General features: G+C 72.9%; 23 protein-coding genes and 1 tRNA gene. 11 read left to right on the top strand and 13 right to left on the bottom strand.

Annotation, left to right across the window (positions count from 1 at the left end; all coding sequences use genetic code 11):
* Nucleotides 1–2: 2 nt before the first annotated feature.
* Nucleotides 3–1,046, bottom strand: coding sequence for a TOMM precursor leader peptide-binding protein (locus tag CFP66_RS03925; RefSeq protein WP_094920388.1), 1,044 nt, complete (start codon nt 1,044–1,046; stop codon nt 3–5).
* A 111-nt stretch (nt 1,047–1,157) separates the two neighbouring features.
* Here CFP66_RS03925 and CFP66_RS03920 point away from each other — a divergent pair, with 111 nt between their 5' ends.
* Nucleotides 1,158–1,748 (top strand): M48 family metallopeptidase, encoded by a 591-nt coding sequence (locus CFP66_RS03920; protein WP_094920386.1) that lies wholly within the window; start codon nt 1,158–1,160, stop codon nt 1,746–1,748.
* A 34-nt stretch (nt 1,749–1,782) separates the two neighbouring features.
* On the opposite strand, the gene CFP66_RS03915 is transcribed toward CFP66_RS03920, so the two are convergent.
* On the bottom strand, nt 1,783–3,246 hold the full coding sequence (locus CFP66_RS03915; protein WP_094920385.1) for a zinc-dependent metalloprotease: 1,464 nt from the start codon (nt 3,244–3,246) through the stop codon (nt 1,783–1,785).
* Nucleotides 3,247–3,349: 103 nt separating this feature from the next.
* Here CFP66_RS03915 and CFP66_RS03910 point away from each other — a divergent pair, with 103 nt between their 5' ends.
* The 3 genes from CFP66_RS03910 to CFP66_RS03900 all read left to right on the top strand — a co-directional run bounded on the left by CFP66_RS03910 (nt 3,350) and on the right by CFP66_RS03900 (nt 7,909).
* The gene (locus CFP66_RS03910) at nt 3,350–4,363 is read left to right on the top strand and encodes a PDZ domain-containing protein (RefSeq protein WP_094920383.1); all 1,014 of its coding nucleotides are present in this window, start codon (nt 3,350–3,352) and stop codon (nt 4,361–4,363) included.
* Nucleotides 4,364–4,553: 190 nt separating this feature from the next.
* The gene (locus tag CFP66_RS03905) at nt 4,554–7,499 is read left to right on the top strand and encodes a UPF0182 family protein (RefSeq protein WP_198961228.1); all 2,946 of its coding nucleotides are present in this window, start codon (nt 4,554–4,556) and stop codon (nt 7,497–7,499) included.
* A 336-nt stretch (nt 7,500–7,835) separates the two neighbouring features.
* Nucleotides 7,836–7,909 (top strand) — tRNA-Met (locus tag CFP66_RS03900).
* A gap of 82 nt (nt 7,910–7,991) precedes the next feature.
* Here the strand turns inward: CFP66_RS03900 and CFP66_RS03895 are convergent.
* Nucleotides 7,992–8,573, bottom strand: coding sequence for a TetR/AcrR family transcriptional regulator (locus tag CFP66_RS03895; RefSeq protein ID WP_094920381.1), 582 nt, complete (start codon nt 8,571–8,573; stop codon nt 7,992–7,994).
* Nucleotides 8,574–8,639: 66 nt separating this feature from the next.
* On the opposite strand from CFP66_RS03895, the gene CFP66_RS03890 reads away from it, so the two are divergent.
* A complete protein-coding gene (locus CFP66_RS03890) occupies nt 8,640–9,851 on the top strand; it encodes an MFS transporter (protein WP_094920379.1) in 1,212 nt (403 codons plus the stop codon).
* A gap of 10 nt (nt 9,852–9,861) precedes the next feature.
* Here CFP66_RS03890 and CFP66_RS03885 read toward each other — a convergent pair whose 3' ends face one another.
* Complete coding sequence (locus tag CFP66_RS03885) at nt 9,862–10,602, bottom strand: class I SAM-dependent methyltransferase (protein WP_094920378.1); 741 nt, start codon at nt 10,600–10,602, stop codon at nt 9,862–9,864.
* Nucleotides 10,603–10,654: 52 nt separating this feature from the next.
* Nucleotides 10,655–10,990, bottom strand: coding sequence for a YnfA family protein (locus CFP66_RS03880; protein WP_094920376.1), 336 nt, complete (start codon nt 10,988–10,990; stop codon nt 10,655–10,657).
* 30 nt (nt 10,991–11,020) lie between these two features.
* Here CFP66_RS03880 and CFP66_RS03875 point away from each other — a divergent pair, with 30 nt between their 5' ends.
* Together CFP66_RS03875 and CFP66_RS03870 are read left to right on the top strand one after the other, a co-directional pair.
* On the top strand, nt 11,021–11,683 hold the full coding sequence (locus CFP66_RS03875; RefSeq protein WP_233159116.1) for an isochorismatase family cysteine hydrolase: 663 nt from the start codon (nt 11,021–11,023) through the stop codon (nt 11,681–11,683).
* Nucleotides 11,684–11,697: 14 nt separating this feature from the next.
* On the top strand, nt 11,698–11,931 hold the full coding sequence (locus CFP66_RS03870) for an RNA-binding S4 domain-containing protein (RefSeq protein WP_094920372.1): 234 nt from the start codon (nt 11,698–11,700) through the stop codon (nt 11,929–11,931).
* A gap of 13 nt (nt 11,932–11,944) precedes the next feature.
* On the opposite strand, the gene CFP66_RS03865 is transcribed toward CFP66_RS03870, so the two are convergent.
* From CFP66_RS03865 to CFP66_RS03855, 3 genes are all read right to left on the bottom strand, one after another.
* Entirely contained in the window at nt 11,945–13,882 is a 1,938-nt protein-coding gene (locus CFP66_RS03865) for an acyltransferase family protein (RefSeq protein WP_233159201.1), read from the bottom strand.
* A 61-nt stretch (nt 13,883–13,943) separates the two neighbouring features.
* On the bottom strand, nt 13,944–14,606 hold the full coding sequence (locus CFP66_RS03860; RefSeq protein ID WP_094920368.1) for a transglycosylase SLT domain-containing protein: 663 nt from the start codon (nt 14,604–14,606) through the stop codon (nt 13,944–13,946).
* A gap of 349 nt (nt 14,607–14,955) precedes the next feature.
* Nucleotides 14,956–16,026, bottom strand: a complete 1,071-nt coding sequence (locus CFP66_RS03855) for an S-adenosylmethionine:tRNA ribosyltransferase-isomerase (protein WP_094920366.1) — start codon at nt 16,024–16,026, stop codon at nt 14,956–14,958.
* A gap of 92 nt (nt 16,027–16,118) precedes the next feature.
* On the opposite strand from CFP66_RS03855, the gene soxR reads away from it, so the two are divergent.
* Complete coding sequence (gene soxR, locus CFP66_RS03850; protein ID WP_094920365.1) at nt 16,119–16,589, top strand: redox-sensitive transcriptional activator SoxR; 471 nt, start codon at nt 16,119–16,121, stop codon at nt 16,587–16,589.
* Between the two features lie 424 nt (nt 16,590–17,013).
* Here soxR and CFP66_RS03845 read toward each other — a convergent pair whose 3' ends face one another.
* Nucleotides 17,014–18,138, bottom strand: a complete 1,125-nt coding sequence (locus CFP66_RS03845) for a polysaccharide pyruvyl transferase family protein (protein ID WP_094920363.1) — start codon at nt 18,136–18,138, stop codon at nt 17,014–17,016.
* Nucleotides 18,139–18,444: 306 nt separating this feature from the next.
* Between CFP66_RS03845 and CFP66_RS03840 the strand changes: the two genes are divergently transcribed.
* Nucleotides 18,445–19,194 carry a tyrosine-protein phosphatase gene (locus tag CFP66_RS03840; RefSeq protein WP_304528753.1) on the top strand — a complete coding sequence of 250 codons (750 nt, stop codon included), beginning with the start codon at nt 18,445–18,447 and terminating at the stop codon, nt 19,192–19,194.
* A 5-nt stretch (nt 19,195–19,199) separates the two neighbouring features.
* Here CFP66_RS03840 and CFP66_RS03835 read toward each other — a convergent pair whose 3' ends face one another.
* Both CFP66_RS03835 and CFP66_RS03830 read right to left on the bottom strand, forming a co-directional pair.
* On the bottom strand, nt 19,200–19,592 hold the full coding sequence (locus CFP66_RS03835; protein WP_094920362.1) for a hypothetical protein: 393 nt from the start codon (nt 19,590–19,592) through the stop codon (nt 19,200–19,202).
* A 28-nt stretch (nt 19,593–19,620) separates the two neighbouring features.
* Entirely contained in the window at nt 19,621–19,863 is a 243-nt protein-coding gene (locus CFP66_RS03830; protein WP_094920359.1) for a hypothetical protein, read from the bottom strand.
* 131 nt (nt 19,864–19,994) lie between these two features.
* On the opposite strand from CFP66_RS03830, the gene CFP66_RS03825 reads away from it, so the two are divergent.
* Together CFP66_RS03825 and CFP66_RS03820 are read left to right on the top strand one after the other, a co-directional pair.
* Nucleotides 19,995–21,176, top strand: a complete 1,182-nt coding sequence (locus CFP66_RS03825; protein WP_094920356.1) for an acyl-CoA dehydrogenase family protein — start codon at nt 19,995–19,997, stop codon at nt 21,174–21,176.
* Nucleotides 21,177–21,186: 10 nt separating this feature from the next.
* Nucleotides 21,187–22,206, top strand: a complete 1,020-nt coding sequence (locus tag CFP66_RS03820) for an acyl-CoA dehydrogenase family protein (RefSeq protein WP_094920354.1) — start codon at nt 21,187–21,189, stop codon at nt 22,204–22,206.
* 582 nt (nt 22,207–22,788) lie between these two features.
* Here the strand turns inward: CFP66_RS03820 and CFP66_RS03815 are convergent.
* Nucleotides 22,789–23,754 carry a DUF3592 domain-containing protein gene (locus CFP66_RS03815; RefSeq protein ID WP_094920352.1) on the bottom strand — a complete coding sequence of 322 codons (966 nt, stop codon included), beginning with the start codon at nt 23,752–23,754 and terminating at the stop codon, nt 22,789–22,791.
* A 4-nt stretch (nt 23,755–23,758) separates the two neighbouring features.
* A complete protein-coding gene (locus tag CFP66_RS03810) occupies nt 23,759–25,450 on the bottom strand; it encodes an ABC transporter family substrate-binding protein (RefSeq protein ID WP_094920351.1) in 1,692 nt (563 codons plus the stop codon).
* Nucleotides 25,451–25,468: the final 18 nt, after the last annotated feature.

Raw genomic sequence — 25,468 nt, 5'->3', positions numbered from 1 at the left:
GTTCACCCCTCGATTGTGTCCCGAGCGCGACCTTCCGCGCATGTCGCTACGCCGTGTCTCGTCCCACCGCGCGCCGCACCGCACCCGCAGGAGGGATGCGGTGACCAGTCGCGCCGGGTCAGCGCACCTCGATCGACGTCGAGTTCCAGGGTGACGTCCACGGAGGGCACCGGCTCCGCTCCCGCGCAGGCGACGGCGTCGAGCGCGGCGAGCGCCTGCGCGGTGGCGAGCCCGACGGTGGCGGCGACGCAGGCGGGGTCGGCGCGTCCGGGCGTGCCGACCAGCTGCGCGGACACCGTGGGCCAGCCCGGGTCGCGGGCGCACCGTTCGAGTTCCAGACAACCGAGGCAGGTGGTGCGCCCTGGCAGGACCAGCGGCCCGATGATCCCGGAGCCGTCGCGCAGCCGTACCGGCAGGTGTGCGGTGCCCGCCGCGTGCAGCGCGGCGACCTGCACCGGGTCCGACGCGGCCGCGTCGGCCAGCACGACGAGATCGGGCACGACCCGCTGCGGCAGCGGCCCGGTGGCGACCCCCGGGAACAGCCGCTCCACCGCGGCTGCGGCGGCGCCGGCACGTGCACGGCCGCGGTCGGCGTCGACGTAGCCCGTGCCGAGGTCGGCGGCGAGCACGGTGCCCGAGGTGCTCACGTGCGCCGCGCCGACGCCCGCCGCCGCGAGCCCGAGGAGCACCCCGACGGAGAGGGGCCCGCCCCCGACGACGAGCACGGTGCTCTCCGCCCGCCGCCGCTCGCGGCGCTCCGCTCCGGCGGCGTCGATCACGGCACCGGCCGCGACGAGCTCGCCCAACAGCTCCTCCGCCTCGGCCGCGACGGCGCCGCGCGCGACGGCCCGCTCCACGAGCTGCGCGGTCGGTACCGGACGGGCGAGCTCGTCCAGCATCTCGGCGAGCGCGTGCGGGAGGTCGTCGACGGCGAGCGCCGAGGCGGGATCGAGGCCCAGCAGGCGGGAGCCGGGAGCGAGGCGGAGCACGGAGCGGTGTGCCGGCAGCCGGAGCGTGTCCGGAAGCGGGGCTGGAGGCAGGGTCATGGCTCGATCGTCGACCAGTGGGCCGTCGGTCCGCTCCGACTGTCCACAGCCCCTGGGGATGAACGGTTTCCGGCTCCACGTGGGAACGGCACGGGGCATTAGGCTGGCCCGATGGCGCACCCCGCGGTCGTGGAGGTCCGGCGCAGTGACCGCCGCCGGCGCATGGTCAGTGCCCGGCGCGAGGGCGACACGGTGGTCGTGTTCATCCCCGGCTGGATGAGCGATGCCGAGGAACGCCGGTGGGTGGACGAGATGGTGCGCAGGCTGGAGCGCAGCGAGGCGCGTCGTCGTTCCCCCGGCAGGGCAGGCGATGACGCGCTGCAACGGCGCTGCCTGGAGCTCTCGCGCCGCTACCTGGAGGGTCGGGCCCGGCCCACCTCCGTGCGGTGGGTGCCGCCGATGCGCACGCGGTGGGCGTCCTGCACGCCGGCTGATGCCACCATCCGGATCAGCGAGCGGCTACGGGACGCGCCCGGCTGGGTGGTCGACTACGTGCTGGTGCACGAGCTCACGCACCTGCTCGAGTCCGGGCACGACGCGCGCTTCTGGGCCTGGGTGCAGCGCTACCCCCGTGCCGAACGCGCGATCGGCTACCTCGAGGGCCTGTCCGCGGCCGCCGGGCTCGGGCTGACGGGCACCGACGGCGACGAGCCGGAAGCCGAGGAGCCGGAAGCCGCCGAGCCGACCGAGGTCGCCGGCTGACCGCCAGTTCGGTGATCGCGGCGAGGTGCGGCTTTCAGCTCTGCTGAGGCCCCTCGGTGTCGTCGGGACCGTCGGTCTTGTCCGTGCGCTCGGAGCGCTCGGCGCCGCTGCCCTCCTCGGGGGCCTTCTCCCCGGCGAGCTTCTCCAGCTCGGCGATCGGGTCGGCGAGCTCCGCGCGGCCGACGAACCCGGTGGGATCGTCGAGGTCGTCGGCGGACGGGACGAGGTCCGGGTGGGCCCAGAGCGCGTCGCGGCCGGCGACCCCGCGCTGCTCGCCGAGCAGCTTCCACAGCTCAGCGGCCGCGCGCAGCCGGCGCGGCCGCAGCTCCAGCCCGACGACCGTGGCGAACGCCTGCTCGGCGGGGCCACCTGCGCCACGGCGACGGCGCAGCGTCTCGCGCAGCGCGTCGGCGCCGGGGAGCCGCTCGCCGACGGCGTCGGCGACGACCGCGTCGACCCAGCCCTCGATCAGCGCGAGGAGGGTCTCGAGCCGCGCGAGGGCGGCCTTCTGCTCCGGCGTGGTCTCGGGCTCGAACATGCCCGACTGCATCGCTTCCTCGATGGCGGCCGGGTTGGACGGGTCGATGCCGCGGGCGAGCTCCTCGATGCGGGAGGAATCGACGCGGATGCCGCGCGCGTACTCCTCGACCGTGCCCAGCAGCCGCTCCTTGAGCCACGGCACGTGGGCGAACAGGCGATGGTGCGCGGCTTCGCGCGCGGCGAGGAAGATCATCACTTCGCTGGACGGGCGGTCGAGGTCCTTCGTGAACTTCTCGACGTTCTCCGGCAGCAGGGCGGCCACGCGATCGGGCCCGACGGGCACGCCGATGTCGGTGGAGCCGAGGACCTCGGCCGCGAGCTGGGCGAGGCCGTTGCCGAGCTGGCTGCCGAAGGCGAGCCCGCCCATCTGGCCGAGCATCGCGATCATCGGGCCCGCCGCGGAGCGGACCTCTTCGGGCATGGCCTCCACCCACGCGCTGGACACGCGCTGGGCCACCGGGTCGCACAGCCGCTTCCACGTGGGCAGGCTGGCGTCGACCCACTCGCTCGCCGACCACGCCTTGGTCTCGGTGGCGCCCGCCGGGAAGTCGGTGGCGGCGTCGAGCCACAGCTCGGCGAGCTTCACCGCGTCGCTGACGGCCGCGCGCTGCGCGCCCGTGAGCGATGACGTCGTGGTCGCGAGGCGCTGACGGGCCATCTGCGCGGCGAGGTCGTAGTTGACCGGGCCGTCGCCGCTCGTCTGGGCCTGACTGAGCATCTGGCCGAGCTGGGTCAGCATCTGGCCGAGCTGGTTGACGTCGAATCCACCGGCACCGCCGGCACCACCGGGCATGCCCGGCATCCCGGGCATCCCCGGGAAGCCACCCCCGGGCATGCCGGGGATGTTGCCGAACCCGAAGGGGTCGGCAGGCCCGTCGCCGCGGCGCTCGGCATCGCGGCGCCGCTCGTCGTCGGGGTCGCGGTCGGCGGATCCGAAGCCGAACGGGGTGTCACTCATGGCGTCCACGGTACGCGGGTCGGCCCTGCTCACGTGTTCGCGCTCGGTCGCAATCCGGCACCGTACGCAGACCCCACGCAGACGCCCCATAGGCTGTGAGGTCGTGAACCGCCGGACCTGGACCGTCGCCTCCGCGGCCATGCTGGCGCTGGCCCTGGGGGTGCTCGGCGCCACGCTGCCGGTGCCGATGGTGGCGCTGGGGCCCGGCCCGACCTACGACACGCTCGGCGACATCGAGGGCGACCCCGTCGTCACGGTCGAGGGCCAGCCGTCGTACCCGACGTCGGGCCAGCTGAACATGACGACCGTGTCGGTCACGGACCGGTTGACGATGTTCGCGGCGCTCGGGTTCTGGGCCGCGTCGGACAGCCAGGTGGTGCCGCGTGAGCCGATCTTCCCGTCGGACATGTCCCTCGACGAGATCCAGCAGCAGAACACCGCCCAGTTCTCCTCGTCGGAGGCCAACGCCGAGGCCGCCGCGCTCGCCGAGTTGCACATCCCCGCCACGGTGGTCGTCTCCGCCCTGGTGCCCGACACCCCGGCCGCCGCCGTCCTGCAGCCCGGCGACGAACTGCTCGCGGTGGCGCAGCAGCCGATGGACTCGGTGCGCGAGGTCTCCGACGTGCTGACGACCACCCAGCCGGGCGACGTCGTCACGGTGCAGTTCCGGCGCGGGGCAGAGGTGCAGGAGCGGGACATCGCGCTGGTGGCGCGTCCGGACGGCGCGCAAGGGTTGCTCGGCGTGGTGCTCGGCGGCGTCCTGCGCGACGGCGACATCCGGATCAGCCTCGGCGGCGTCGGCGGACCGTCGGCGGGCCTGATGTTCTCGCTGGCCGTGGTCGACAAGCTCACCCCCGGCGAGCTCACGGGCGGCCGTTTCGTCGCGGGCACCGGTGCGATCGACGCGGGCGGGACGGTCACGCCGATCAACGGGATCCCGTTCAAGATGCGGCGCGCGCACGACGAGGGCGCCACCGTCTTCCTCGTCCCGGACGCGAACTGCGCGGAGGCGGTGGAGACCAACCCGGGTCTGCAGCTCATCCGCGTCAACGCGCTGCACGACGCGGTACTGGCCCTCGAGGCGCTGAACGCCGGTCAGCCCGTCCCGTCCTGCTAGGGGCCCTCTCGAACCGGGAATCCCGGACATTTCGAGGCCCGAACGGGAACTCCACACCCTGTCCGTAGAGTTGGGTCAGCAGGGCGCGCGGTCGGGCCGGCCGGGGGCGATCTGAGCAGGTCGCTGCCGCACCGGGCCGGGAGGGCGCCTCGAAGCCCACACCCGAACAGCTGGAGCGTGCCCTGTGGCCATGCGGCCCCCGGCGGGAGCCCCGTCGCTGACCCGCCGAACCCGGATCCTGCTCGCCGTCGCCGGGCTGCTGGTGCTGCTGCTGCTGGGCGGCTCACGCCTGATCAACTTCTATGTCGACTGGCTGTGGTTCGGCGAGGTCGGCTTCCGCGGCGTGTTCACCACGGTCCTGTTCACCCAGATCGTGCAGTTCCTGGTCGGCGCGCTGCTGATCGGCGGCCTCGTGGCGCTGTCGCTGTGGATCGCCTACCGCACGCGGCCGGTCTTCGTGCCGGTGAGCGGCCCCGAGGACCCGATCGCGCGTTACCGCACGGTCATCATCCAGCGGCTGCGGTTGTTCGCCATCGGCATCCCCGTGGTCATCGGCGTGATCGCGGGCCTCGCCGCGCAGGGCGACTGGCAGACCGTCCAGATGTTCCTGAACTCCACTCCGTTCGGCGTCACCGACCCCGAGTTCGGCATCGACGTCAGCTTCTACGCGTTCCAGCTGCCGTTCCTGCGCTACGTGCTGGACTGGCTGTTCGTCGCCGTCGCCATCAGCTTCGTGGTCTCGCTGGTCACGCACTACATCTTCGGCGGCATCCGGCTCACCGGGCGGGCGGGCCAGGTCTCGTCCGCCGCACGGGCGCAGCTCGCGATCATCGCCGGCGTGTTCGTGCTGCTCAAGGCGGTGGCCTACTACCTCGACCGCTACGAGTTGCTGTTCAGCCAGCGCAGCGACATCTTCACCGGTGCCACCTACACCGACCTCAACGCGGTCATGCCCGCGAAGCTGATCCTGCTGTTCATCTCGCTGATCTGCGCCGCGGCCTTCTTCGCGGCGGTGTTCCGCCGCAACCTGCAGCTGCCGGCCATCGCCACCGTGCTGCTGGTGCTGTCCAGCGTCCTGATCGGCGCGGCCTGGCCGCAGGTGCTGCAGCAGTTCTCGGTGGCGCCCAACGCGCAGCAGCGCGAGGCGCTCTCGATCGAGCGCAACATCGCCGCCACGCGGCAGGCGTTCGGGCTCACCGACATCAACGAGATCTCCTACAGCGGGCAGTCGGAGGCCACGCCGGCCGAGGTGCGCGCGGAGACGGCGACGATCCCCAACATCCGGCTGCTGGACCCGGCGAAGGTCGAGCGGACCTTCACCCAGTTCCAGCAGCTGCGTGCCTTCTACGGGTTCCCCGCGCAGCTCGACATCGACCGGTACGACATCGACGGCCAGATGCAGGACCTCGTCGTGGCGCTGCGGGAGCTGGACACCAGCGGCCTCTCCGGCAACCAGACCGAGTGGATCAACCAGCACCTGGTCTACACGCACGGCAACGGGATGGTCACCGCGCCGGCCAACGAGATCAACGCCGAGCTCGAGGACCAAGGTGGCGAGGGCGGGCTGCCGGTGTTCACCAGCGTCGACACCGGCACGGCCGACAACCCGGACGTCCCCGAGAGCCTCCAGGTGCAGGAGCCACGCACCTACTACGGCGAGCTGATGGACACGTACTCGATCGTCGGGGCCGAGGAGGGCGGGCCCCCCGTCGAGTACGACTCCGACACCGAGCGCTACACCTACACCGGCCAGGGCGGTGTGTCGCTGGGCAACGTCGTCAACCGGCTGGCCTTCGCGTTGTTCTACGGCGAGCGGAACATCCTGTTCAACAGCTCGATCAACGAGAACTCGAAGATCATGTACGTGCGGGATCCCGCCGACCGCGTCAAGGCGGCGGCGCCATGGCTCACCACCGACGGTGACCCGTACCCCGCGGTCGTGGACGGGCGCATCAAGTGGATCGTCGACGGCTACACGACGCTCGAGAACTACCCCTACGCGGAACGCACCCCGTTGGGTGAGTCGACCGCCGACGCACTGCAGCCCGGCCAGGGTGGCGTCCGTCCGGAACTCGACCGTGACATCAGCTACCTGCGCAACTCGGTGAAGGCCACCGTCGACGCCTACGACGGCACGGTCGACCTGTACGCGTTCGACGAGACCGACCCCGTGCTCCAGACCTGGATGAAGACGTTCCCGGGATCGGTGAAGCCGGCCGGCGAGATCAGCGAGAGCCTGCGCTCGCACCTGCGGTACCCGGAGGACCAGTTCAAGGTCCAGCGCCAGCTGCTCACGCGCTACCACGTCGACACGCCGGGCGACTTCTACAACAACGTGTCGTTCTGGAACGTGCCGTCCGACCCGTCGCCGCAGAACGCGGGGGGCGGCGGGAGCGCGCTGCCGCAGCCGCCGTACTACATCGTGGCCGGACAGCCGGGGGAACCCGGTTCGACGGATCCGACGTTCCAGCTCACCAGCGCACTCGTGTTCCAGGAACGCGAGTTCCTGTCCGCGTACCTCTCGGTGAGCTCCGATCCGGAGACGTACGGGCAGATGACCCTGCTCCGATTGCCCGACAACACCACGACCCAAGGCCCACAACTCGTGCAGAGCCGGCTCATCAGCTCGCCGGAGGTGAGTGAGCAGATCGGTCTGCTCTCGCGCAACGGGCAGAGCACGGTCGAGTACGGCAACCTGCTGACGTTACCCGTGGCCGGTGGCCTGCTGTTCGTGGAACCCGTGTACATCGAGCGGGCCAACCAGGAGAGCAGCTATCCGCAGCTGGCCCGGGTGCTGGTCTTCTACAACGGCCGGGTCGGCTTCGCCCCGGGTCTGCAGGCGGCGCTCGACCAGGTGTTCGGCGCCGGCGCCGGCGCCGCGGTGCCCACCGCACCCGGTGCACCGGCAACACCGGCGGAGGGCGGCACGCCTGCTCCCGCGGGTACGCCGGGTGCTGCGAACCCGCAGGTCGCCACGGCGGCCGCGTCCATCCAGCAGGCCATCAGCGACCTCCGCGCGGCCAACCAGAGCGGTGACTTCGCGGCACAGGGCCGGGCGTTGCAGGCCCTGGACGCGGCGGTCCAGCAGTTCCAGCAGGCGAACGGGCAGGCACCGGCTCCCTCGCCGGGCGGCTGACCCCACGCCTCACAGAGGCACACCTCGGGGCCGTACTGCTCTGCTCGGACCATCTGAGCGGCAGTACGGCCCCGACGTGTCTCGGTGTCTCCCTGCGCGGACGGGATGCGGCGCGGCGGGAGTCGTCGCGGGCGTCGGGGCAGCGTGCGCGGGATCAGGGCGCGTGGCGGCAGATCCTCGGCTGCCCGGCGCGACCGGCGCGATCACGGCCAATCCGGCCCGGCTCCGCTCCGGCCCTGGTCAGCGGGTGTCCCGGACCTAAGGGGACCCCCCCTGCAGGGGCGTTTCGGGGAGGTGTACTGTTCGAGTCACAACAGCAAAGAGTTACACCAACGGCGCGGGGTGGAGCAGCTCGGTAGCTCGCTGGGCTCATAACCCAGAGGTCGTAGGTTCGAATCCTACCCCCGCTACTACGTGAACGGCCCTCAGGAGATCCTCCTGAGGGCCGTTTTCGCATGCCCGGACGGCCCTCAGCTCAAGTTCCGACAGCGCTCACGTTCCGCCCATCCGTGGGGCCGCGGTGATGCGGTGCACCGCGTCGAGCACGGTGGCGCTGTCGTGGGGCTCGGTGTCGAGGGCGCGGTGCAGGGTCAGGCCCTCGATCAGCGCGTCCAGCAGGCGGGCGGTCGTCGGGTCGAAGTGCTGCTCGAGCGCGGCGCGGCTGCGCGCCATCCAGGCGTTGGTGATCCGGCGGTAGCGGGGGTCGCGGGCGGCCAGGGTGTAGAGCTCCTGGGTCAGGACCAGGTCGCGCTGGTCGGCCAGGGTGTGGCGCGTGATGAGGTCGGCGACGGCGCGCCGCGCGGCGGCGAGGTCGTCGGCGGCGGTCATGTGCTGGGCGAACCGGTCACTGACGGAGTGGGCGAAGCGCGTGAAGGCTTCGTGCAGGAGCTCGTCGATGCCGGCGAAGTGGTAGGTCATCGACCCGAGCGGCACTCCGGCGGCCGCGGCCACCCGGCGGTGGGAGGTGCCGGCGACGCCGGCCTCGGCGATGACGTCGAGGCACGTGTCGATGATCCGGTCGCGCCGGTGCGGGTCGAAGCGGCGGGTCGGCGTGGTGCGCTCGTTCCCGGTCATGGTCGTGCCTCCCGTGCGACAGCACTCACAGGTCGCGCGCCGAGCCTGATGCGTACGATCGTACGCATGAGCGTGGAGTCCGTGGCCCGCCCCGGCCTGGCCGACCGTCGTGCCCGGGCCGCGGTGGCGGCGCTGTTCTTCACGAACGGGGCGCTGTTCGCCAACCTGATCCCGCGCTACCCGCAGGTGAAGGCCGACCTCGGGCTCAGCAACGCCGTCTACGGACTGTCGGTCGCGGCGTTCCCCACCGGCGCGATCATCGCGGGGGCGGCGGCCGGGGTGCTCGTCCGCCGCTTCGGGTCGGCGAGAGCGGCGACGGCGGGCACGGTGCTGACCGGTGCGGGCGCGCTGGTCGCCGGTGTCGCTCCGTCGGTCTGGGCCTTCGCCGCCGCGCTGTTCCTGGCGGGCGCGATGGACGCGGTCACCGACGTGGCGCAGAACGCCCACGGCTTGCGGGTGCAGCGCCGGTACGGGCGCTCGATCATCAACTCCTTCCACGCGGTCTGGTCGATCGGAGCCGTGACCGGCGGGGCGATGGCCGCCGAAGCGATCGCCGCGGGCCTGCCGCGGGGGATCCACCTGTCGGTCTCCGCGGCGCTGTTCGCCGTCGTCGCGCTGGTGGCCCTGCGGTTCTGCCTCCCGGGCCCGGAGGTGGAACCCGTCGACGGGACCGTGGCCGACGGCGGGAGCGCATCCGGAAGGGGCGGTCGGGCCATCGGGACCCGCACGGTCCTCGTCGTCGCGGCGCTGGTGCTGATCGCGATGGCCGCCACGGTCGTGGAGGACGCGGGCAACTCGTGGGCGGCGATCTACCTCTCCGGCCCGCTCGCCGCCCCGGTCGCCGTCGCTGCCTGGGGCTACATCGCCCTGGTGGGCGCGCAGTTCGTCGGGCGCCTGTGCGGCGACCGGCTCGTGGACCGGTTCGGGCAGCGCACGGTCGCCCGCGCCGGCGGGCTGGTGGCCGCGGGCGGCATGGCACTCGCCCTGGCCTACCCGACCGTCCCCGGCACGATCCTCGGGTTCGCGGCGGCCGGGCTGGGCGTGGCCACGCTGGTGCCCGCGGCGATGCACGAGGCCGACGAGCTCCCGGGCCTGAAGCCCGGCACGGGCCTCACGATCGTCTCCTGGTTGATGCGGCTGGGCTTCCTGCTGTCACCGCCCGTCGTCGGCGCCGTCGCCGACGCGAGCAGCCTGCGCCTGGGTCTGGTCGTGGTCCCGGCCGCCGCGCTGCTCGTCGTCGTGGTGGCCGGCGTCCTCTCCCAGAAGCCGCGGTCCTGAACGGACCCCGTCAGGCCAGGTGCGCGCAGTTGAGCCACAGGAAGAGGGGCAGGCGGTTCCACCGGGAGACCGCGGCGCGGTCGTCGCCCGCCTCGCTCGGACGCGGCTCGTGCACGGCTGTGATCGCCAGTCCCGCGTCGGTGAGGGCGGCGGTGTAGCCGCGCAACGGGTGGGACCAGCCGGCGAAGTGCATCACGTGCCCGCTGCGCTGCTCGGTGCCGGTGAAGTGCTCGCGGTCGAAGTAGCTGCCCCCGACCTCGAAGACGGCGTCGGGCCCGTCGTCGGCGAACGCGCCGCGGTCGATGAAGGGATGGACGATCGAGACGGTCAGGCGGCCGCCGGGAGCCAGGACGCGGGCGGCCTCCGCGACGGCCGCCGGCATGTCGGGGACGTCCATCAGCACGTTGTAGGCCACCACGCGGTCGAACGCGTTGTCGTCGAAGGGCAGGTCGCCGGCGTCGGCCACCTGGTAGCGGTCGGCGGAGCCGGCCTCCTCGGCGGCGGCGAGCAGGCTGGGGGAGATGTCGGTTGCCGTGACCCGGTGGCCCAGGTCGGTGAGCTCGCGGGAGATGCGTCCCTCGCCGCACCCGATCTCCAGCGTCGAGGCGCCGGGTGCCGGGACGAACTCGCGGAACTGCCGGCGGTAGGACCAGAACACGTCGTGGCCGGGCTCGCGCGCCCACCGGGTCCATTCGGCGGCGTGGGACTCCCAGTGCTGCGCGGCATCGTGCTCGAGGGGTTGATCGACCATGGGACGAGGTTGACCCTCGCGGGACCGCGGGCCAACCCGTTTGCGGCGCCGTTCAGGCCCCGCGCGGCCCATACATGATCACGGCGACCCCGACGAGGCAGATCACGGCGCCCACGACGTCGTAGCGGTCGGGTCGGAAGCCGTCGACCGCGACGCCCCACAGGAGGGAGCCGGCCACGAAGACCCCGCCGTAGGCGGCGAGGATCCGCCCGAAGTTCGGGTCGGGCTGCAGCGTGGCGACGAACCCGTATGCGCCCAGAGCCAGCACCCCGGCGCCGATCCAGAGCAGGCCGCGGTGCTCCCGCACGCCCTGCCAGACGAGCCAGGCACCGCCGATCTCGGCCACCGCGGCGAGGAGGAACAGGACGATCGAGCGCGCGACGATCACATGCGGAAATCTAGGTGCGATGCTCGGCGGGTGACGAGCGCGCCGCACGACTGGTCCATCCCCGAGCGCGAGTACGCCCGCCAGGAGTCGCGGCGGGGGCGCCGGCACGCCTACGAGACGCTCGATCCGGCCCGGACCGCGCTCGTCGTGATCGACATGGTGGCGTTCTTCGCCGACACCGGGCCGTACTTCCACGGCATCGTGCCGAACGTCAACGCGCTGGCGTCCTCGGCCCGCGCGGTCGGCGCGTCGGTGGCGTGGGTACTGCCCGCGGTCGCTCCTGCCACGGACTGGGCGGTCGGCTTCTTCGGTGACGCCGTGGCGGCGGCGTTCGCCGGGTCGGGCGGCACCGGCCCGCTGCCCGAGCGCCTGTGGCCGGGCCTGGACGCACAGCCGGGAGACGTCTGGGCGGAGAAGAGCGCGTCCAGCGCCTTCTTCCCCGGGCGGTCCACCCTTCCCTCCGCCCTGGCCGAGCGGGGCGTCGACACCGTCCTCGTGACGGGCACGGTGACGAGCGTCTGCTGCGAGTCCAGCGCACGGGACGCCGCCACGCTCGGCCACCGCGTGATCTTCGTGGCCGACGCGACGGCCGACGTGCTGGACTCGGCGCACAACGCGTCGTTGCGGACCGTCTACCGCACGTTCGGGGACGTGCGGTCCACGGCCGACGTCATCGCGATGCTGGCACGGTGAGAGACGATGGGCGGATGAGCCGCGCACCGATCCAGGACGTCCCGATCGCCGAGGACCCCATCCGGCTCGGCCAGTTCCTCAAGCTGGCCGGGCTCGCCGAGCACGGAGCCCACGCGCGGGAGCTCCTGGAGGCCGAGGAGGTCCAGGTGAACGGGCGGCTGGAGACGCGCCGGGGTGCGCAGCTGCGATCCGGGGACGTCGTCGCGGTCGGCGGGGAGCGGGCGCGGCCGGTCCACACGCCCGCGTAGAGAGGCCCGCTCGCTAGCCGACGGTGGTGACGACCCGGTCCTCGATCACGAACGCGAGGGTGCGGGCGTAGGCGGCCGTGAGGTGGTTGTCGTCGAGGTAGACCAGGACGTTGCCGATCTCGGCCGGGCAGCGGCTCTCGTCGCAGACGAAGTCGGCCAGGTCGAGGAAGGTGACGTTCGGTGGCACGCCCTCGCGACGGGCGTAGGGCGGCTCGGGTGCGTAGATGTCGTCGCGGTCCGCGCCGCACGCCTGCGCATCGCGGCCCTCCTGGCGCATGCAGTCGGGCACCGAGTAGTCGAACCTCGGGTTGTCGCGCACGGCGAGCACCGGGATGCCGAGCTCGTCCAGCTGCTGCCACCGCTCGACGAAGCCGGGAGGCGTCTGCTCGGTGCGGTCGCTGCGGACGTCGCGACTGGCGAGGGTGACCACGGCGTCGGGCCGCATCGCGGCGATCTCGGCCGCCGCCGCGTCGTTCCAGGCGAGGCACTCGGCGTTCTCCGGGTCGACCTCCGACGCCGTCGAGAACGGGCACGCGCCCTGGAGCATGGTGGTCAGCTGCCAGCCGTGCTGCGCGGCGATCGGGATGAGCGCCCCGGTGAACTGCTGGAGGTGGGAGTCCCCGACCACGACGACCCGACGGCTCGGCGGCGCCTCCACCGGCTGCGTGCAGACGTCGGTGCGGAACCCGGCGAGCGGGGAGCAGTCCCACTCGTCGACCCGCACCCAGTCCTCGTACACCGACACGGGCGCCGGGAGCAGCGGACCCGGTTCGGGGGCGCCGTCGACGAGCGCGACGGCGCCGGGGTTCTCGGGCCCACCGAGCCCGTCGGACGGACGGTCCCGGTGGGTGGCGGCGAGCTGCCAGAGCGACGCGGCGATCAGGACGACCGTCACGGTGGCGGCGCCGAAGCGGTACGTGTCGCCGACGCCGATGGGCAGCCGCACGGCCGGGTCCTCCACGGCGCGGGAGGTGAACACCGCGAGCAGGACCGAGAGGGCGATCACGGCGAGACCGCCCAGCAATCCGACGCTGTCCCGGTCCCGGGCCACCATGAACAGCATGAGCACCGGCCAGTGCCACAGGTAGAGCGGGTAGCTCAGGTCGCCCAGCCGCCGCGCCGGCGGCCAGGTGAGGAACCGGTCCACGCCGTAGCGGGAGCGCGTGACACCGGCCTGCAGCACCAGCAGCGCGCAGACGACGGGCCACAGCGCCGCGTAGCCGGGGAACACGGAGGCGCCGTCGAGCACGAACCCGCAGGCGAGCAGGCCGATCACCCCGATCCAACCGAACGCGACGCGCTCGCCGCGCGTCCACGGGACGCGATCGATCCACAGTGCCAGGAGCCCGCCCAACGCGAACTCCCACACCCGGGTGAGCGAGTGGAAGTACGCCTGGGGCTGGTCGGCCGCGGTGAGCGCGACGGAGAAGCTGAGGGAGCAGCCGAACACCCCGAGCAGCACCAGCGTCAGGTGCGTGTGCAGGCGGTGGGTGGCGTTCCCCGCGACGAGTGCCACCAGCGCGACGAGCAGCGGCCACACCACGAAGAACTGGACCTGGATGGACAGCGACCAGAAGTGCTGCACGACGCTCGTGGTGTTCGACCGGGCGGCGTAGTCCACGGCGTCGGCGGCGAGCTGCCAGTTCTCCACGAAGAACACCGTGGCGACGACCTCGCGCACGGTCTGGTTCCAGCGGCCTTCGGGCAGCAGCACCGCCCCCGCGACGACGGTGCCGATCAACACGGTGGCCGCGGCCGGCAGCAGCCGCAGGACCATGCGGCTCCACCGGCGGCGCAGCTCGAGCGGGCCCCGGCCGGCGGCGCGGGCGAGCTGCCCGGTCAGCAGGAAGCCCGAGATCACGAAGAACACGTCGACGCCGCCGGAGACCCGGCCCGTCCAGACGTGGTGGAGGACGACGAGTGCGACGGCCAGCGCGCGGAGCCCCTGCAGCTCGGGGCGGAAGGGGCGCGGTGGGGCGGTAGTACCCGGGCGATCGAGGCCCTGGGCCCGCTCAGTACCCGACGTAGCTCCCGGAGCCGTTGCTGCGGCCGCCAGCCTCGAGGGTGTCCACGCCGTAGTTGTCGATCATGTAGCGAACCCCGGCGGTGATGTTGGCGACCGGGTCGGTGATCGACCGGCCCTCGAACTCGGGGTGCACGTAGTGCCGGTAGGTCGACGGGATCGTCTGCATGAGGCCCTGGGACGGGGTGCCGCGGGCGGCGTTGCTGTCCCAGTTGTTGATCGCGCGCGGGTTACCGCCCGACTCCGCCATGACGATCTTCTTGACGCCGGAGGCGAGGTCCTGGGGCAGCTCGAGGGTCTGCAGGGCCTCAGCGATCCAGCCGTCCACGCCGCCGCGTTCGATCAGGGCCTCGATCCGGGCTTCCTCGCGTGCCTGCTCCGCGTGCAGCTCGGCGATCTCGGCCCCCTGCACGAGGCGGGCCAGGTGCTCGTCGGCCGGAACGGCCTCCGCCGCGAGCTCGACGGGGAGCACGGCGGTGGAGAACCGGGTCGACTCCGCGGCCGTCTCGAGCTCGCTGCTCTCGGCCGCGAGGACGGTGTCGTACGGAGCGTCAGCGGCGGCCGTGGTGGTCGTGCCGTCGGCCGGGGTGGGGAGGAGTGCGGTGAAAGCGCCGGTGGCCACGGCGCCGACGGCGGCGGTGGTGGCCAGCACGGTCGTGCCGAGCGAGGGCCCGGCCGGAGCCGGCCGGTGGGCCGCCTGGTGGCGGCCGGTTTGAGAGGTGTGAGACGCACGAACACCACGGGGGGAGCGGTGACCTGCCACGTAGCAAACCCTTTCAGCGCTGGGGAGCGACCTTCTCGCGGCGCTGCCGGTCGGGGGTCCGGGGACCGGGTGGGGAGCCCGGTCCTGCTGCGCTCGTGATCAGATCGTGACGCTGGGCGACACTTTATGCCGAGTAGTTGCGTGGAGACAAGAGGATCACCTGCAGTTCACCGCAGCTGAGCTGCCGTTCGTCGGCTAGAGGCAACCGAGGGGCATTTCGACCGTCTCCGACGAGCGGTCACTGAGCGCGACGAGTGGAGCACGCAGGGAGCAGGAGGCAGGAGTCCCCGAACTCCTCTGACCGGTATCCGTGCTGGCGGGCGGCGGCGTAGGCGCGCTCCACGAGACGTGCGCCCGCGATCGTCTCGAGCAGTGCCGGCAGGTGTGCCGCCGCAGGATCGTGCCAACCGGTGAGCAGGCCGTCGACGACCCGGGCTCCGCGGTGGGGCCCGAGCAGCAGGTGCGTCCAACCGGCCCCGGCCGCGACGCGACCCGCCGGATCGGCCACGGTCTCCAGGGCGCGCGCGACCGTCGCGCCCACGGCCACCACGCGCCCACCGGCCGCGTGCGCCGCGTTGACCGCGTCCGCGGCGGCCGCGGGCACGCGGTAGCGCTCCGGCAGCGGCGCCTCGCCGGCGGCCGGGGACGAGATCCCGGCGTGCAGGGCGAGCCGCGCCAGGCCGATACCCCGCGTGCGCAGGCCGTCCAGGACCTCGGGTGTGAACGGGCGGCCCGCGCTCGGCATCTCGGCGCTGCCGAACTCCGGCTCGGGCTGGGAGAACACGGTCCGGAAGGCCTCGAGCGGCCACTCCTGCGACACGTGCGGTGAGCGGATCGGGCGACCCGTGCACGCCAACCACGCGCGCAGGCCGCCTGCGACCGGGATGCGCGCCCGCCACGGCCCGTTGCCGGAGACGACGCGGGGGTCCGGGTGGCCGGTGATCAAGGTGGCCACCACCCCGCACGGCAGGCGCACGCACTCGCCCGCCACCGCGTCGGTCACGCGGCGGCCGTCCGGCCTCCGCAACTCGACGACGTGCAGGTCGTCGGGTGCCGGTCCCGAGACGTGCAGCGCGACGGGCGACCCGTCGGGGCGCCGGCCGTCGACGGCGGCCGGCTCGGTGTCGGACGTGTTGACGACGACGAGGTCGCCCCGGCGCAACGCGGCCGGCAGCGCCCGGAACGTCGTGTGCCGCAGCGGGCTGCGCTCGCGGGCCACGAGCAGGCGGACCTCGTCGCGGGCGAGCCCCCTCGCCTCCGCCGGCTCGCCGGCCCGCAGCCCCGGCGGCTCGTCGCGGGCGGTGCTCATCTCGTGGCCCCGGTGACGATGGCGGGTGCGCAGGTCATGCCTGTACGGTGCTACTTGAAGTCAGGTTGAGGTCAAGGAAGGTGGCGCGCGGGATGGACACGAAGGACCTCCTCACCATCGGGGAGGTGGCGCACCGCAGCGGCTTCCCGCAGTCGGCACTGCGCTACTACGAGCGGGAAGGGTTGCTGCGCACCACGCGCACGTCGGGTGGCCAGCGCCGCTACGAGCGCTCCGTGCTGCGCAGGCTCGCCTTCATCCGCGCCGCCCGCACCATCGGCGTGGGCCTCGACGAGGTCCGTGCCGGCCTGGACCAGCTGCCCGACGGGCGGACGCCGACGAAGTCGGACTGGTCGCGGCTGTCCAAGTCCTGGCGCGGACGGCTCGACGAGCAGATCCAGGCCCTCGTCGCCCTGCGTGACGGCCTGGACTCGTGCATCGGCTGCGGGTGCCTCTCGCTGCAGCGCTGCCGGCTGTACAACCCCGACGACCGGGTGTCGGACCTGGGCCCTGGCGCGCGCCTGCTCCCCCCGATGCTGCGGCGGACGCCGGCTGACGGGGTCTAGCGGCGGGATCGTGTCGGGGGCGGCGTGATCGGTCCGAGCCGTACGTCAGGTCCTCGCAACCGGGCTGATGTACTCCTCGCACGCCGGCTCGCTGCCATGATCGGCAGGAGTGGTGTGAGAGCGACAGATCTGTCGCCCTCACGCCATTCTCACTGATCAAGGCCGTGCCCCTGTTCCTGCACGTCGGCGGGGTGGCCGGGTTGGCAGGACTGCCGAATATCGGGGTTGGGTGGGCGGCCCCCCGGCGCGGGCCCAGGCCCGTTCCGGACGAGCCCGTCCCTGCTGGGTGCGTGCGCACCTTGCGGTGGTCCCGATCCACCCCTCCCGGTGATCATCGGGTCCGGGACATGGGCTGCAGAGGCAATGTCGGTAGAGCCACCTTCAGGACGCCAGATGACGTGAAGGTGGCTTTGCTGACGTCGGGCTACGAGGAGAGGAGCCTCGGGCGGGCGGACCAGCGCGCCGGGAGCGTCTGGTCGACCCAGCTGTGCAGGTCCTCCATCGGCGGGCGGGTGCTGATGGCCGACTGCTCGTGCTCGGCCAGGAACGCGGTGGTGCGCTCCTCCCAGCCCACGCCCAGGCAGGGCACGCCGGTGGACACGGCGAAGACCAGCGAGTGGATGCGCAGGCCGAACAGCGCGTCGGCCTCTCCGACGACGGCCTTGGCGAGCGAGGGCGGCAGCTGCGGCCCGATCACCGGCACCGGGCGTCCGAGCCGCTGGCCCAGCTCGCCGATCAGGATCTCGTCGCGACGGGCCAGGCCGAGGCCGTAGTCGGCGTGGGTGCTGATCGCGAGCCCGGCGACGGCGCCGCCGCGCTCGATCCAGCGGCGGGCGAGGATCTCCGCCGCGTCCTGCAGCGCGTCGACCAGGATCGGGTTGGGCAGGGCCTTGGGTGCCACGAGCAGCAGCGGCACCGCCGGGTCGACGCCCGCGGCGGCCAGCGCGCGCCGGGCATCGGCGGGCGGGGCGGACTTGAGGCCCATGGCGAGATCGCCGACGACGGGCGCGACGATCCGGTCGCCGAGGGTGGCGGCCGACACCTCGTCACGCACGCTGATGCGGCCGGGCTTGCGCACCGAGCGACGCAGCAGGTCGAGCACCCGCTCCGGCGTGCCCGGGTAGACGCCGATGGCGAGGTAGGTGATGTCACGGCCGCGGGCCGTGGCGGCCCAGACGATCGCCGGCAGCACCTTCACCAGGGACGACGCCCCGGTCCCGAACAACCCGCCGCCCACGACCGCGATCCCGTCGCACCACTTGAGCGCCTTGACGAAGGCGAGGCCTTCCATCGGCACACCCGGAACGCGGTGCAGCGCCTCCACCATCCGCGGGTTGCGCGACACCACGCGGATCTCGGTGTCCTCCGGCAGCTCCTGCAGCGTGCGGGCGAGCATCGCCTCGTCACCGGTGTTGCCGTTGCCGAAGTTCCCGATCACGAGCACTCGGGTGTTGCGCGGCGTGGCCGCACCGCCGCTCTCCTCGGCGGCATGCCGCCTGCCGAGGTCGGCGAGCTGCTGGCGGATCAAATTGGCGCGGGGGTCCGTCATCGAGTTCCTCGGGTCCGGGCGGCGTCACTGTGTGACCATCATTGGCCACTCATCCGCCGCAGCCTACGGTGTGGTGTCGCGCACTCGCCCGGCACGTGCGCCCGGTGGCGGTCCTTCCTCGCCCGGCGCCCGCGCCATGATCGCTCCGCACAGCGGGGACCTGCGCGCACAGGCGGATGACCGGCCGCCGCATGATCGGCCGTGTCGGACGCTCCGGGGTCGGCCCGCGCACCGTTGCGGGGTATGCGCGCGCGGGGCGCGTCCCGCCTCTGGCGGGTCGGGCCTCCGATGGGCGAGGGTGGCGGTGTGGCTGCACCCGTGGAGCGCTGGCTCGCCCTGGAAGGTCTCGACAACGTCCGCGACGTCGGAGGGCTGCCGACACGTGACGGCGGCACGACGCGCTCCGGCGTCCTGCTGCGCAGCGGATCGCTGCGGCACTGCACACCGGCCGACGTCACCCACCTCGTCGACGAGTTCGGGCTGCGGCTCGTGCTCGACCTGCGCACGCAGCGCGAGATCGACCGGGACGGTCCCACTCCCGTCGCGCGCGCCGGCGTCGAGACCGTGGCGCTGTCCTTCATCCCGGAGGAGGGCCGCGAGCTGCCCGAGTCCGACGACGTGGACCCGCTGGTGCACAACTACCTCGGCTACCTGCGCGACCGCGCGGACAACGTCGTCACCGGCGTACGCAGGCTCGCCGCCGTCGACGCGGGCCCCGCGCTGGTGCACTGCGCGGCGGGCAAGGACCGCACCGGCGTGCTCGTGGCGCTCGTCCTGGACGCGGTGGGGGTCGAGCGCGCCGCCGTGGTGGCCGACTACGCCCTCTCCGCCGAGCAGGTGGAGGCGATGTTCCGGCGCTGGACGGCCGCGTCCGGCGAGCCGATGCCGGAGGACCTCACCCCGCACCTCCCGCGGGCGGAGGCGATGGCAGCGGTCCTCGCGCACCTCGACGCCGAGTACGGCACGAACGGAGTGGGCGGATCGGCGGGCTGGCTGCTGGCCAACGGCGTGGACGAGGGATCACTCGGCCACCTGCGTGCCCGCCTGACCGCCTGACTCCGTCAGGGGAGCTCCTCGATCGCCACCGACGCGTCGAGCTTGCGCAACGTGCCCGGCTCGCCGGTGACGGCGGGCCAGCCGCGGCGCCGCGCGCTCGAGGCGACCTGACCCGCCACGATGTCGTCGTGGCCCGACGCGGCCAGCAGCAGCCCGGACTCCTGCGCGGACGCGGGGCCGAACTCGTCGATCACGGTGTTGGGCAGGCCGAGCAGGACCTCCAGCGCCGCGTGGTGCTCGGGCTCGAGCAGCGCCCAGGCGCGCCCGAGCGCGGTGCTCGGTACGGCCAGCACGATGTTCTCCTCGACCGCCGCCCAGACGAGGGCCCGGACGTAGACCGGACGTCCGATGGCGAACGCGACGAGGGCGGAGGCGTCGAGGACCCGTCCGCCGATCATGCGGCGACCCCACGGGCCGGCGCCGACATCAGACGGCGGCCGCGCGCGAGATCAGACGCAGCGTCCGCCGCGCCTCGGCGAGCTCGTCGGGAGGTGGCGGACCGCCGTAGAGGTCGGCCAGGGTGGCGAGCGATCGGTCCCGCAGTTGCCGTGCGGACACGGCATCGGCGATGTAGGAAGACATGCTGCGTGCGGCGCCCCGCCGCACGGCGTCTCGAGCCTCGGCCACGAGCTCGGCCGGCAGGCTCACCGTCACCCGCTCAGTGTGCATGTGCGGAGCGTACCTGTGAACGGACATCTCGCTCACCCACCGTCAGGTGATTCGGCCGCACCACGCTGGTTACCCGTGGGTATGCCAGGGTGGGGCCGGGTGAGGAGCGCCGAGCGTGCGAGGAGGCCGCGATGGATCTGACCTACACGCAGGCGGAGGAGGATTTCCGTCGCGAGCTGCGGTCGTGGCTGCAGGCGAACATCCCGCCGGAGTGGACGCGTCCGGGGTTCTGGGAGTCGCTCGGCGACGACGAGAGCTTCCGCGTGCGCCGAGACTGGGAGCGCGACAAGGCCCTCGCCGGGTTCGCGGGGATCTCCTGGCCCACCGAGTACGGCGGGCGTGGCGGCACACCGGGCATGAAGGCGATCTACGACGAGGAGACGGTGCAGGCGAACGCACCGCGCACCGTCAACGCGCTCGGCCTCACCTTCCTCGCGCCCACCGTCATGGCCATCGGCAGTGACGCGCAGAAGAAGGAGATCATCGGCCCGCTGCTGCGCAACGAGGTGATCTGGTGCCAGGGCTTCTCCGAGCCCGGCGCAGGCTCCGATCTCGCGGCGATCTCCACCCGCGGCGTGCGCGACGGCAGCGGGGAGAGCGACGACTTCGTCGTCAACGGGCAGAAGGTGTGGACCACCAACGCCGTGCACGGCGACAAGATCTTCGCCATGGTCCGCACCGAGCCGGGCTCGCAGCGCCACCGCGGCATCTCGATGCTGCTGATCGACATGCACCAGCCCGGCGTGGACGCCCGCCCGCTCAAGCAGATGAGCGGGGCGAGCGAGTTCGGCGAGGTGTTCTTCGACGACGCCCGCGTCCCGGTCACCGACTCCCTCGGCGACATCGGCGACGGCTGGCGCACGGCGATGCTGCTGCTGTCGTTCGAGCGCGGCGCGTCCGGGATCGCGCAGTACACCGAGTTCCGGCGGCAGTACGACGAGATCGCCGCCGTCGCGAGGAAGCTCGGCCGCGACCGCGACCCGGTGGTGCGCGACGAGCTCGCCCGGGTGCTCACCGAGCTGGAGTGCCTGCGGCTGCACGCGATGCACGTGCTCACCCAGGTCGAGCAGGGCCGCGACCTCGGGTTCGAGGCGTCGATGACCAAGCTGCAGTGGTCGGAGGCGTTCCAGGACCTCTGGGAGGTCTACGACCACGTCCTCGGCGAGGACGCCACGCTCGACGCGGTCGACGGCATCGACCTGCGGCCGCTGCACGCGCAGGCCATGTGGTCCCGGTCGGTCACGATCTGGGGCGGCTCGTCGCAGGTGCAGCGCAACGTCACCGCCGAGCGCGTGCTCGGCCTGCCTCGGTAGGGAGCCGGTCATGTTCTTCGCACTCACCGAGGACCAGCGCGAGTTCGACGCCGCGGTGCGCGGGTACCTCGCCGAGCGGTTCGACCTGGACGCCGTGCGCGCCGTCGTGGAGGCACCGGAGTCCGATGGCAACCCCGACGCGCTGTGGAAGGCAGCGGGGGAGCAGGGCTGGCTCGCCGCCCTCGTGCCCGAGGAGCACGACGGCCTCGGCCTCGGACTCGTCGAGGCGCAGGTCATCGCCCGGGCGCTGGGCGCGGGTGTGGCGCCCGGCCCGTGGCGGGGCACCGTGCTGGCGGCCGAGGCCGTCCGGCTCGTGGGCTCCGCCGCGCAGAAGGCGGCCTGGCTGCCCCGGTTCGCCGCGGGCGAGGCCGTCGGGGCGTTGACCCTGCGGGGCGCCGCGCCGGGCGTGCTGCCGGCCGTCGAGTACGGGGCGGTGGCCGACGTCGTGGTCGCGCGTTCGGGCGAGGGCCTCGCGCTGGTGGAGGGCGCCACGGCAACACCACGCGGCTCCTACGACGGCACCACCCGACTGGCCGACCTCGACGCGGGCGCGGGCGAGACGCTGCCCGGCGCGAGCGCGGAGGCCGTCGAGGAGCTGGTCGACCGGGCCACCGTGCTCGTCGCGGCCGACCTGGTCGGCATCGCCCGCGAGTCGCTCACCCGGACCGTCGCCTACGACCGGGAGCGCGAGCAGTTCGGCGTGCCCGTCGGCTCGTTCCAGGCGATCAAGCACGCGCTCGCCGACCTGCACGTCGGGGTGACGATGGCCGAGCACGCCGCGCTCTACGCCGCGCACGCCGTCGACGAGCGGCTACCGGACGCGCCGCTGGCCGTCAGCGTGGCGAAGGCGAAGGCAAGCGACGTGGCCCTCCAGTCGACGGCGGCGATGATCCAGTACCACGGCGGCATCGGGTACACCTGGGAGCACGAGGCGCACTTCTTCTACAAGCGCGCCAAGCGCCTCGCCGCCCAGTGGGGCGACGCCGGCGTCCACCGCGCGCGGATCGCGGACCTGACGATCCCGGCGTAGCCGGCCGGGAGCACTGATCCGTCCGTGCCGCGCACCACAGTGGTGCGCGGCTCGGATGTGGACACCGCGAGTCGTACGTGACGGTGGCTGCGGGCCGACCCGCTCGCACCTCGGTGATCGGTGCGAGTCGTACGTGGCGGTGGTCGCTGGGGCAGTGGTGTGCGCTTCGGTCCGATCACGAGTTGGTGATCGGTGCGAGTCGTACCTGACGGTCGTCGGTGGGCGGTGGTGTGCGGGTCGGGCCGATCTTGACCGGTGATCGGTGCGAGTCGTGCGTGGTGGTGGTCGGTGGTGCCGTGGCGTGCGGGTCGCTTCGATCAGGCCACCGTGATCGGTGCGAGAAGTACCGCGGCGTCGTCGTGACCGTGCTCGTGTACGGGTCGAACGATCAGTTCGGCCGGGTCGTCGCGAGTCATCGGTGGGGTGAGTCGCGCGTCGGCGCCGGTTGATCGGTCCGAGTCGCGCGTCGGCGTCGCACCGGGGGCGCTGGTGTACGGCTCGTGCGGCCTGATCGCTCCGACACGCACACCAGCGCTGCCGACGCGCCGTGGTGTGCGGGTCGGAACGATCTCGGTGGCGGGGTCAGCTGGGGTCGGAGCCGCGGAGGGCGGCGAGCCAGAGGCCGAGGGCTGCGGCCAGTGCCGTGACCGCGAGCCAGGTGCTCGGGCTGCCGCGGTCGACGTAGGTCCAGAGCAGGCCGAGGAACGGGGCCGGGACCACCAGCGGCAGGTCGGCGCGCAGTTGCCTGCGCATGCGGGCGAGGGTGGCCGCGCGTGCGGGGGCCGTGTCGTCGGGGCGGGCGGCGTTGTCGGTGCGGCGGCCCCGGGGCTCTTCGGTGCGGACGGGGCCGGACGGGACGAGCGGCCGCTCGCCGTCGGGGCCCGCCACGGTGGCCGCCACCCACCGGTCCCGCAGCGGGTCACCATGCAGGCGGGCGGCCGTGGGGGAGGGGAGCCCGACCAGCACCGGGTCGAAGTGGACGGGGAGGAAGCGCCGCGGGTGCGTGTCGGTCTCCAGGTAGCTGCGGGTGGCGAGACCGGCCTGCCACCGCACGCGCCGCACCGCCACCGTGCGCGCCGGCTGCCCGAAGGCGCGCCGGCGGGTCACCACCTGCCAGGCCAGCACGCCGAGCACCAGTACGGCGACGACGACGGTGAGCGCGAGCGCGGTGAGCGCCCGGTCGGCGGCCACCAGCTCCTCGGCGCCGGGAACGAGCGGGCGGTCCGGCCGGGCGGGATCGAACGCCACCTCGATGCGGGTGCCGGAGGCGGGCGGGGTGCCGGCGACCGGCACGGCGTCGACCCGTTCGGTGGCCCCGGGCGGCGTCCAGCGGACCGGCACGGCGCCGTCGTCGCGCACCCCGTCGACAACACCGACGGCGCGGCCGGTGGCCGTGGCGAGCCGGGCCGACGCGGACGCCAGTGCTGTCCCCGCGAACGCGGCCAGCACCGCGCACACGAGCAGCACGAGGCCGGTCGTGAGGAGACCGTGCCGCAGCGGGCGGAGGATGCCGTTGCGTCCTCCGCCCGCCGCACTGCCACGCGTCACGCGGCTACTGACTGAAGCCGATCTTCGTGTAGTCCGGCTCGGCGAAGCCGAACGCACCGAAGTTGGCCACGTTGCCCTGCACCGCGACCGCGTCGGGCCGCTGGTAGATCAGCAGTGAGTGCCCGGTGTTCCAGACCTCCTGGTCGAGCTGGTTGATGATGTCGACCTGCGTCGCCGGGTCGAGCTCCTGGTTGGCCTGGTCGAGCAGCTGGTTGATCGTCTCGTTGCCGATCCGGCCGTAGTTCTGGCCGATCTCGCCCGCGAGCCGGTAGATCCCGCTGGAGGAGCTGATCGGCGAGGGCGTGCCGAGCCACGAGAAGTGCGTGATGTCGAAGTTGCCGGTGCTCACGTACTGCTCGAAGAAGTTGTTCAGCGGCACCGAGTCGATCGTGACCTGCACGCCGATCGCCGCGAGCTGCTGCTGCACGAGCTTGGCCTCCTGCTCGCTCACCGTGGTGCCGGTCGGGATCACGTTGCGGATGTTGAGCGCCTTGCCGTCCTTCATGCGCACGTCGCCCTGCAGCGTCCAGCCCAGCGCGTCGAGCTCGGCCTTGGCCTTCTCCGGGTCGAAGGCCACGACACCGGAGTGGTCCTCGTAGCCGGCCTGCCCCTCGACGATGAGGTGGTTGCCCAGTGGTGTGGCCTCCGGGACGATCGGGCCGATCTGGGACTGCGTGAGGATGTTCCGGTCGATCCCCTTCATGATCGCCAGCCGCAGGGCGGGGTCCTCCAGCAACGACCCCGGCGCGCCGTTGAACGTGATGTGCCGGTAGTTCCGGCCGTTCGACTTGCGGACCACGGCGCCGGGCACCTGCTGGACCCGCTGGAAGGTGGGCACGCTCGGGCCGATGTCCACCCAGCTCAGCGATCCGTTGGCGAACGCCTCGGGCTGCGCGGCGGGGTCGAGCCCGACGTAGACGATGCTGTCGAGCTTCGGCTTGTCGCCCCACCACTTCGGGTTGGGCACGAGGGTGAGCCGCTGCGCCGAGGGATCGATGCTGTCGAACACGAACGGGCCTGCGCCCACGCCGGGCATCGGCTGGCTGAGCCAGCCCTCGTTGAACGCGGTGGGATCGGAGTTGGTCTCCCGCGGGTAGAGCGGGAGGAAGTTGCCCTTCCAGTCCGCGTACTTGTGCGCGTAGGTGACCACCACCTCCTGCGGGGTGGCGCCCTGCGCGACGTTCGCGATGTCGGTGTAACCCGTGGTACCGGCGACCTGGAACTCGGGGTTGCTGCCGTTGAGCGCCTTCCACTGGGCGTCGAAATCGGTCCAGTCGGCCGGGCGACCGTCGTTCCACACGAACTTCGGGTTGAGCGTGTACGTCACGACCTGCGGGTCGGTGCTCGTGAGTTCCACCGACTCCACGTAGTCCGGATTCGGCTGGTACACGCTCTGGGCGTCGCCCCGGAACATGTTCGGCATGATCGCGTCCATCACGTCGGCGGTGTCGCGCTCGGTGCCGTCCAGCTGGTTGCGGTTGTACTGGGGCGGCAGGCTCGCCAGCGGCCAGAGGAACTGCCCGCCCTGCCGCAGCTGCGCCGGGTCGACCGGGTTGATGTCGTTGCCGGCCATCGGGGCGCCGCCGGTGACGTCGCCCGCGCCGCCCCCTCCGCCCCCGCCGCCGCACCCGGCCAGCGTGAGCGCGGCGACCGCGGCCATGGCGGCCAGCCGCACTCCTCGTCGTGACGGTCCCATCGTTCCTCCTGTGCGTAC

The sequence above is a fragment of the Pseudonocardia sp. MH-G8 genome, from assembly GCF_002262885.1.
In the GTDB taxonomy this organism is placed as follows: domain Bacteria; phylum Actinomycetota; class Actinomycetes; order Mycobacteriales; family Pseudonocardiaceae; genus Pseudonocardia.
This window is presented reverse-complemented; position numbering and strand designations above follow the sequence as displayed.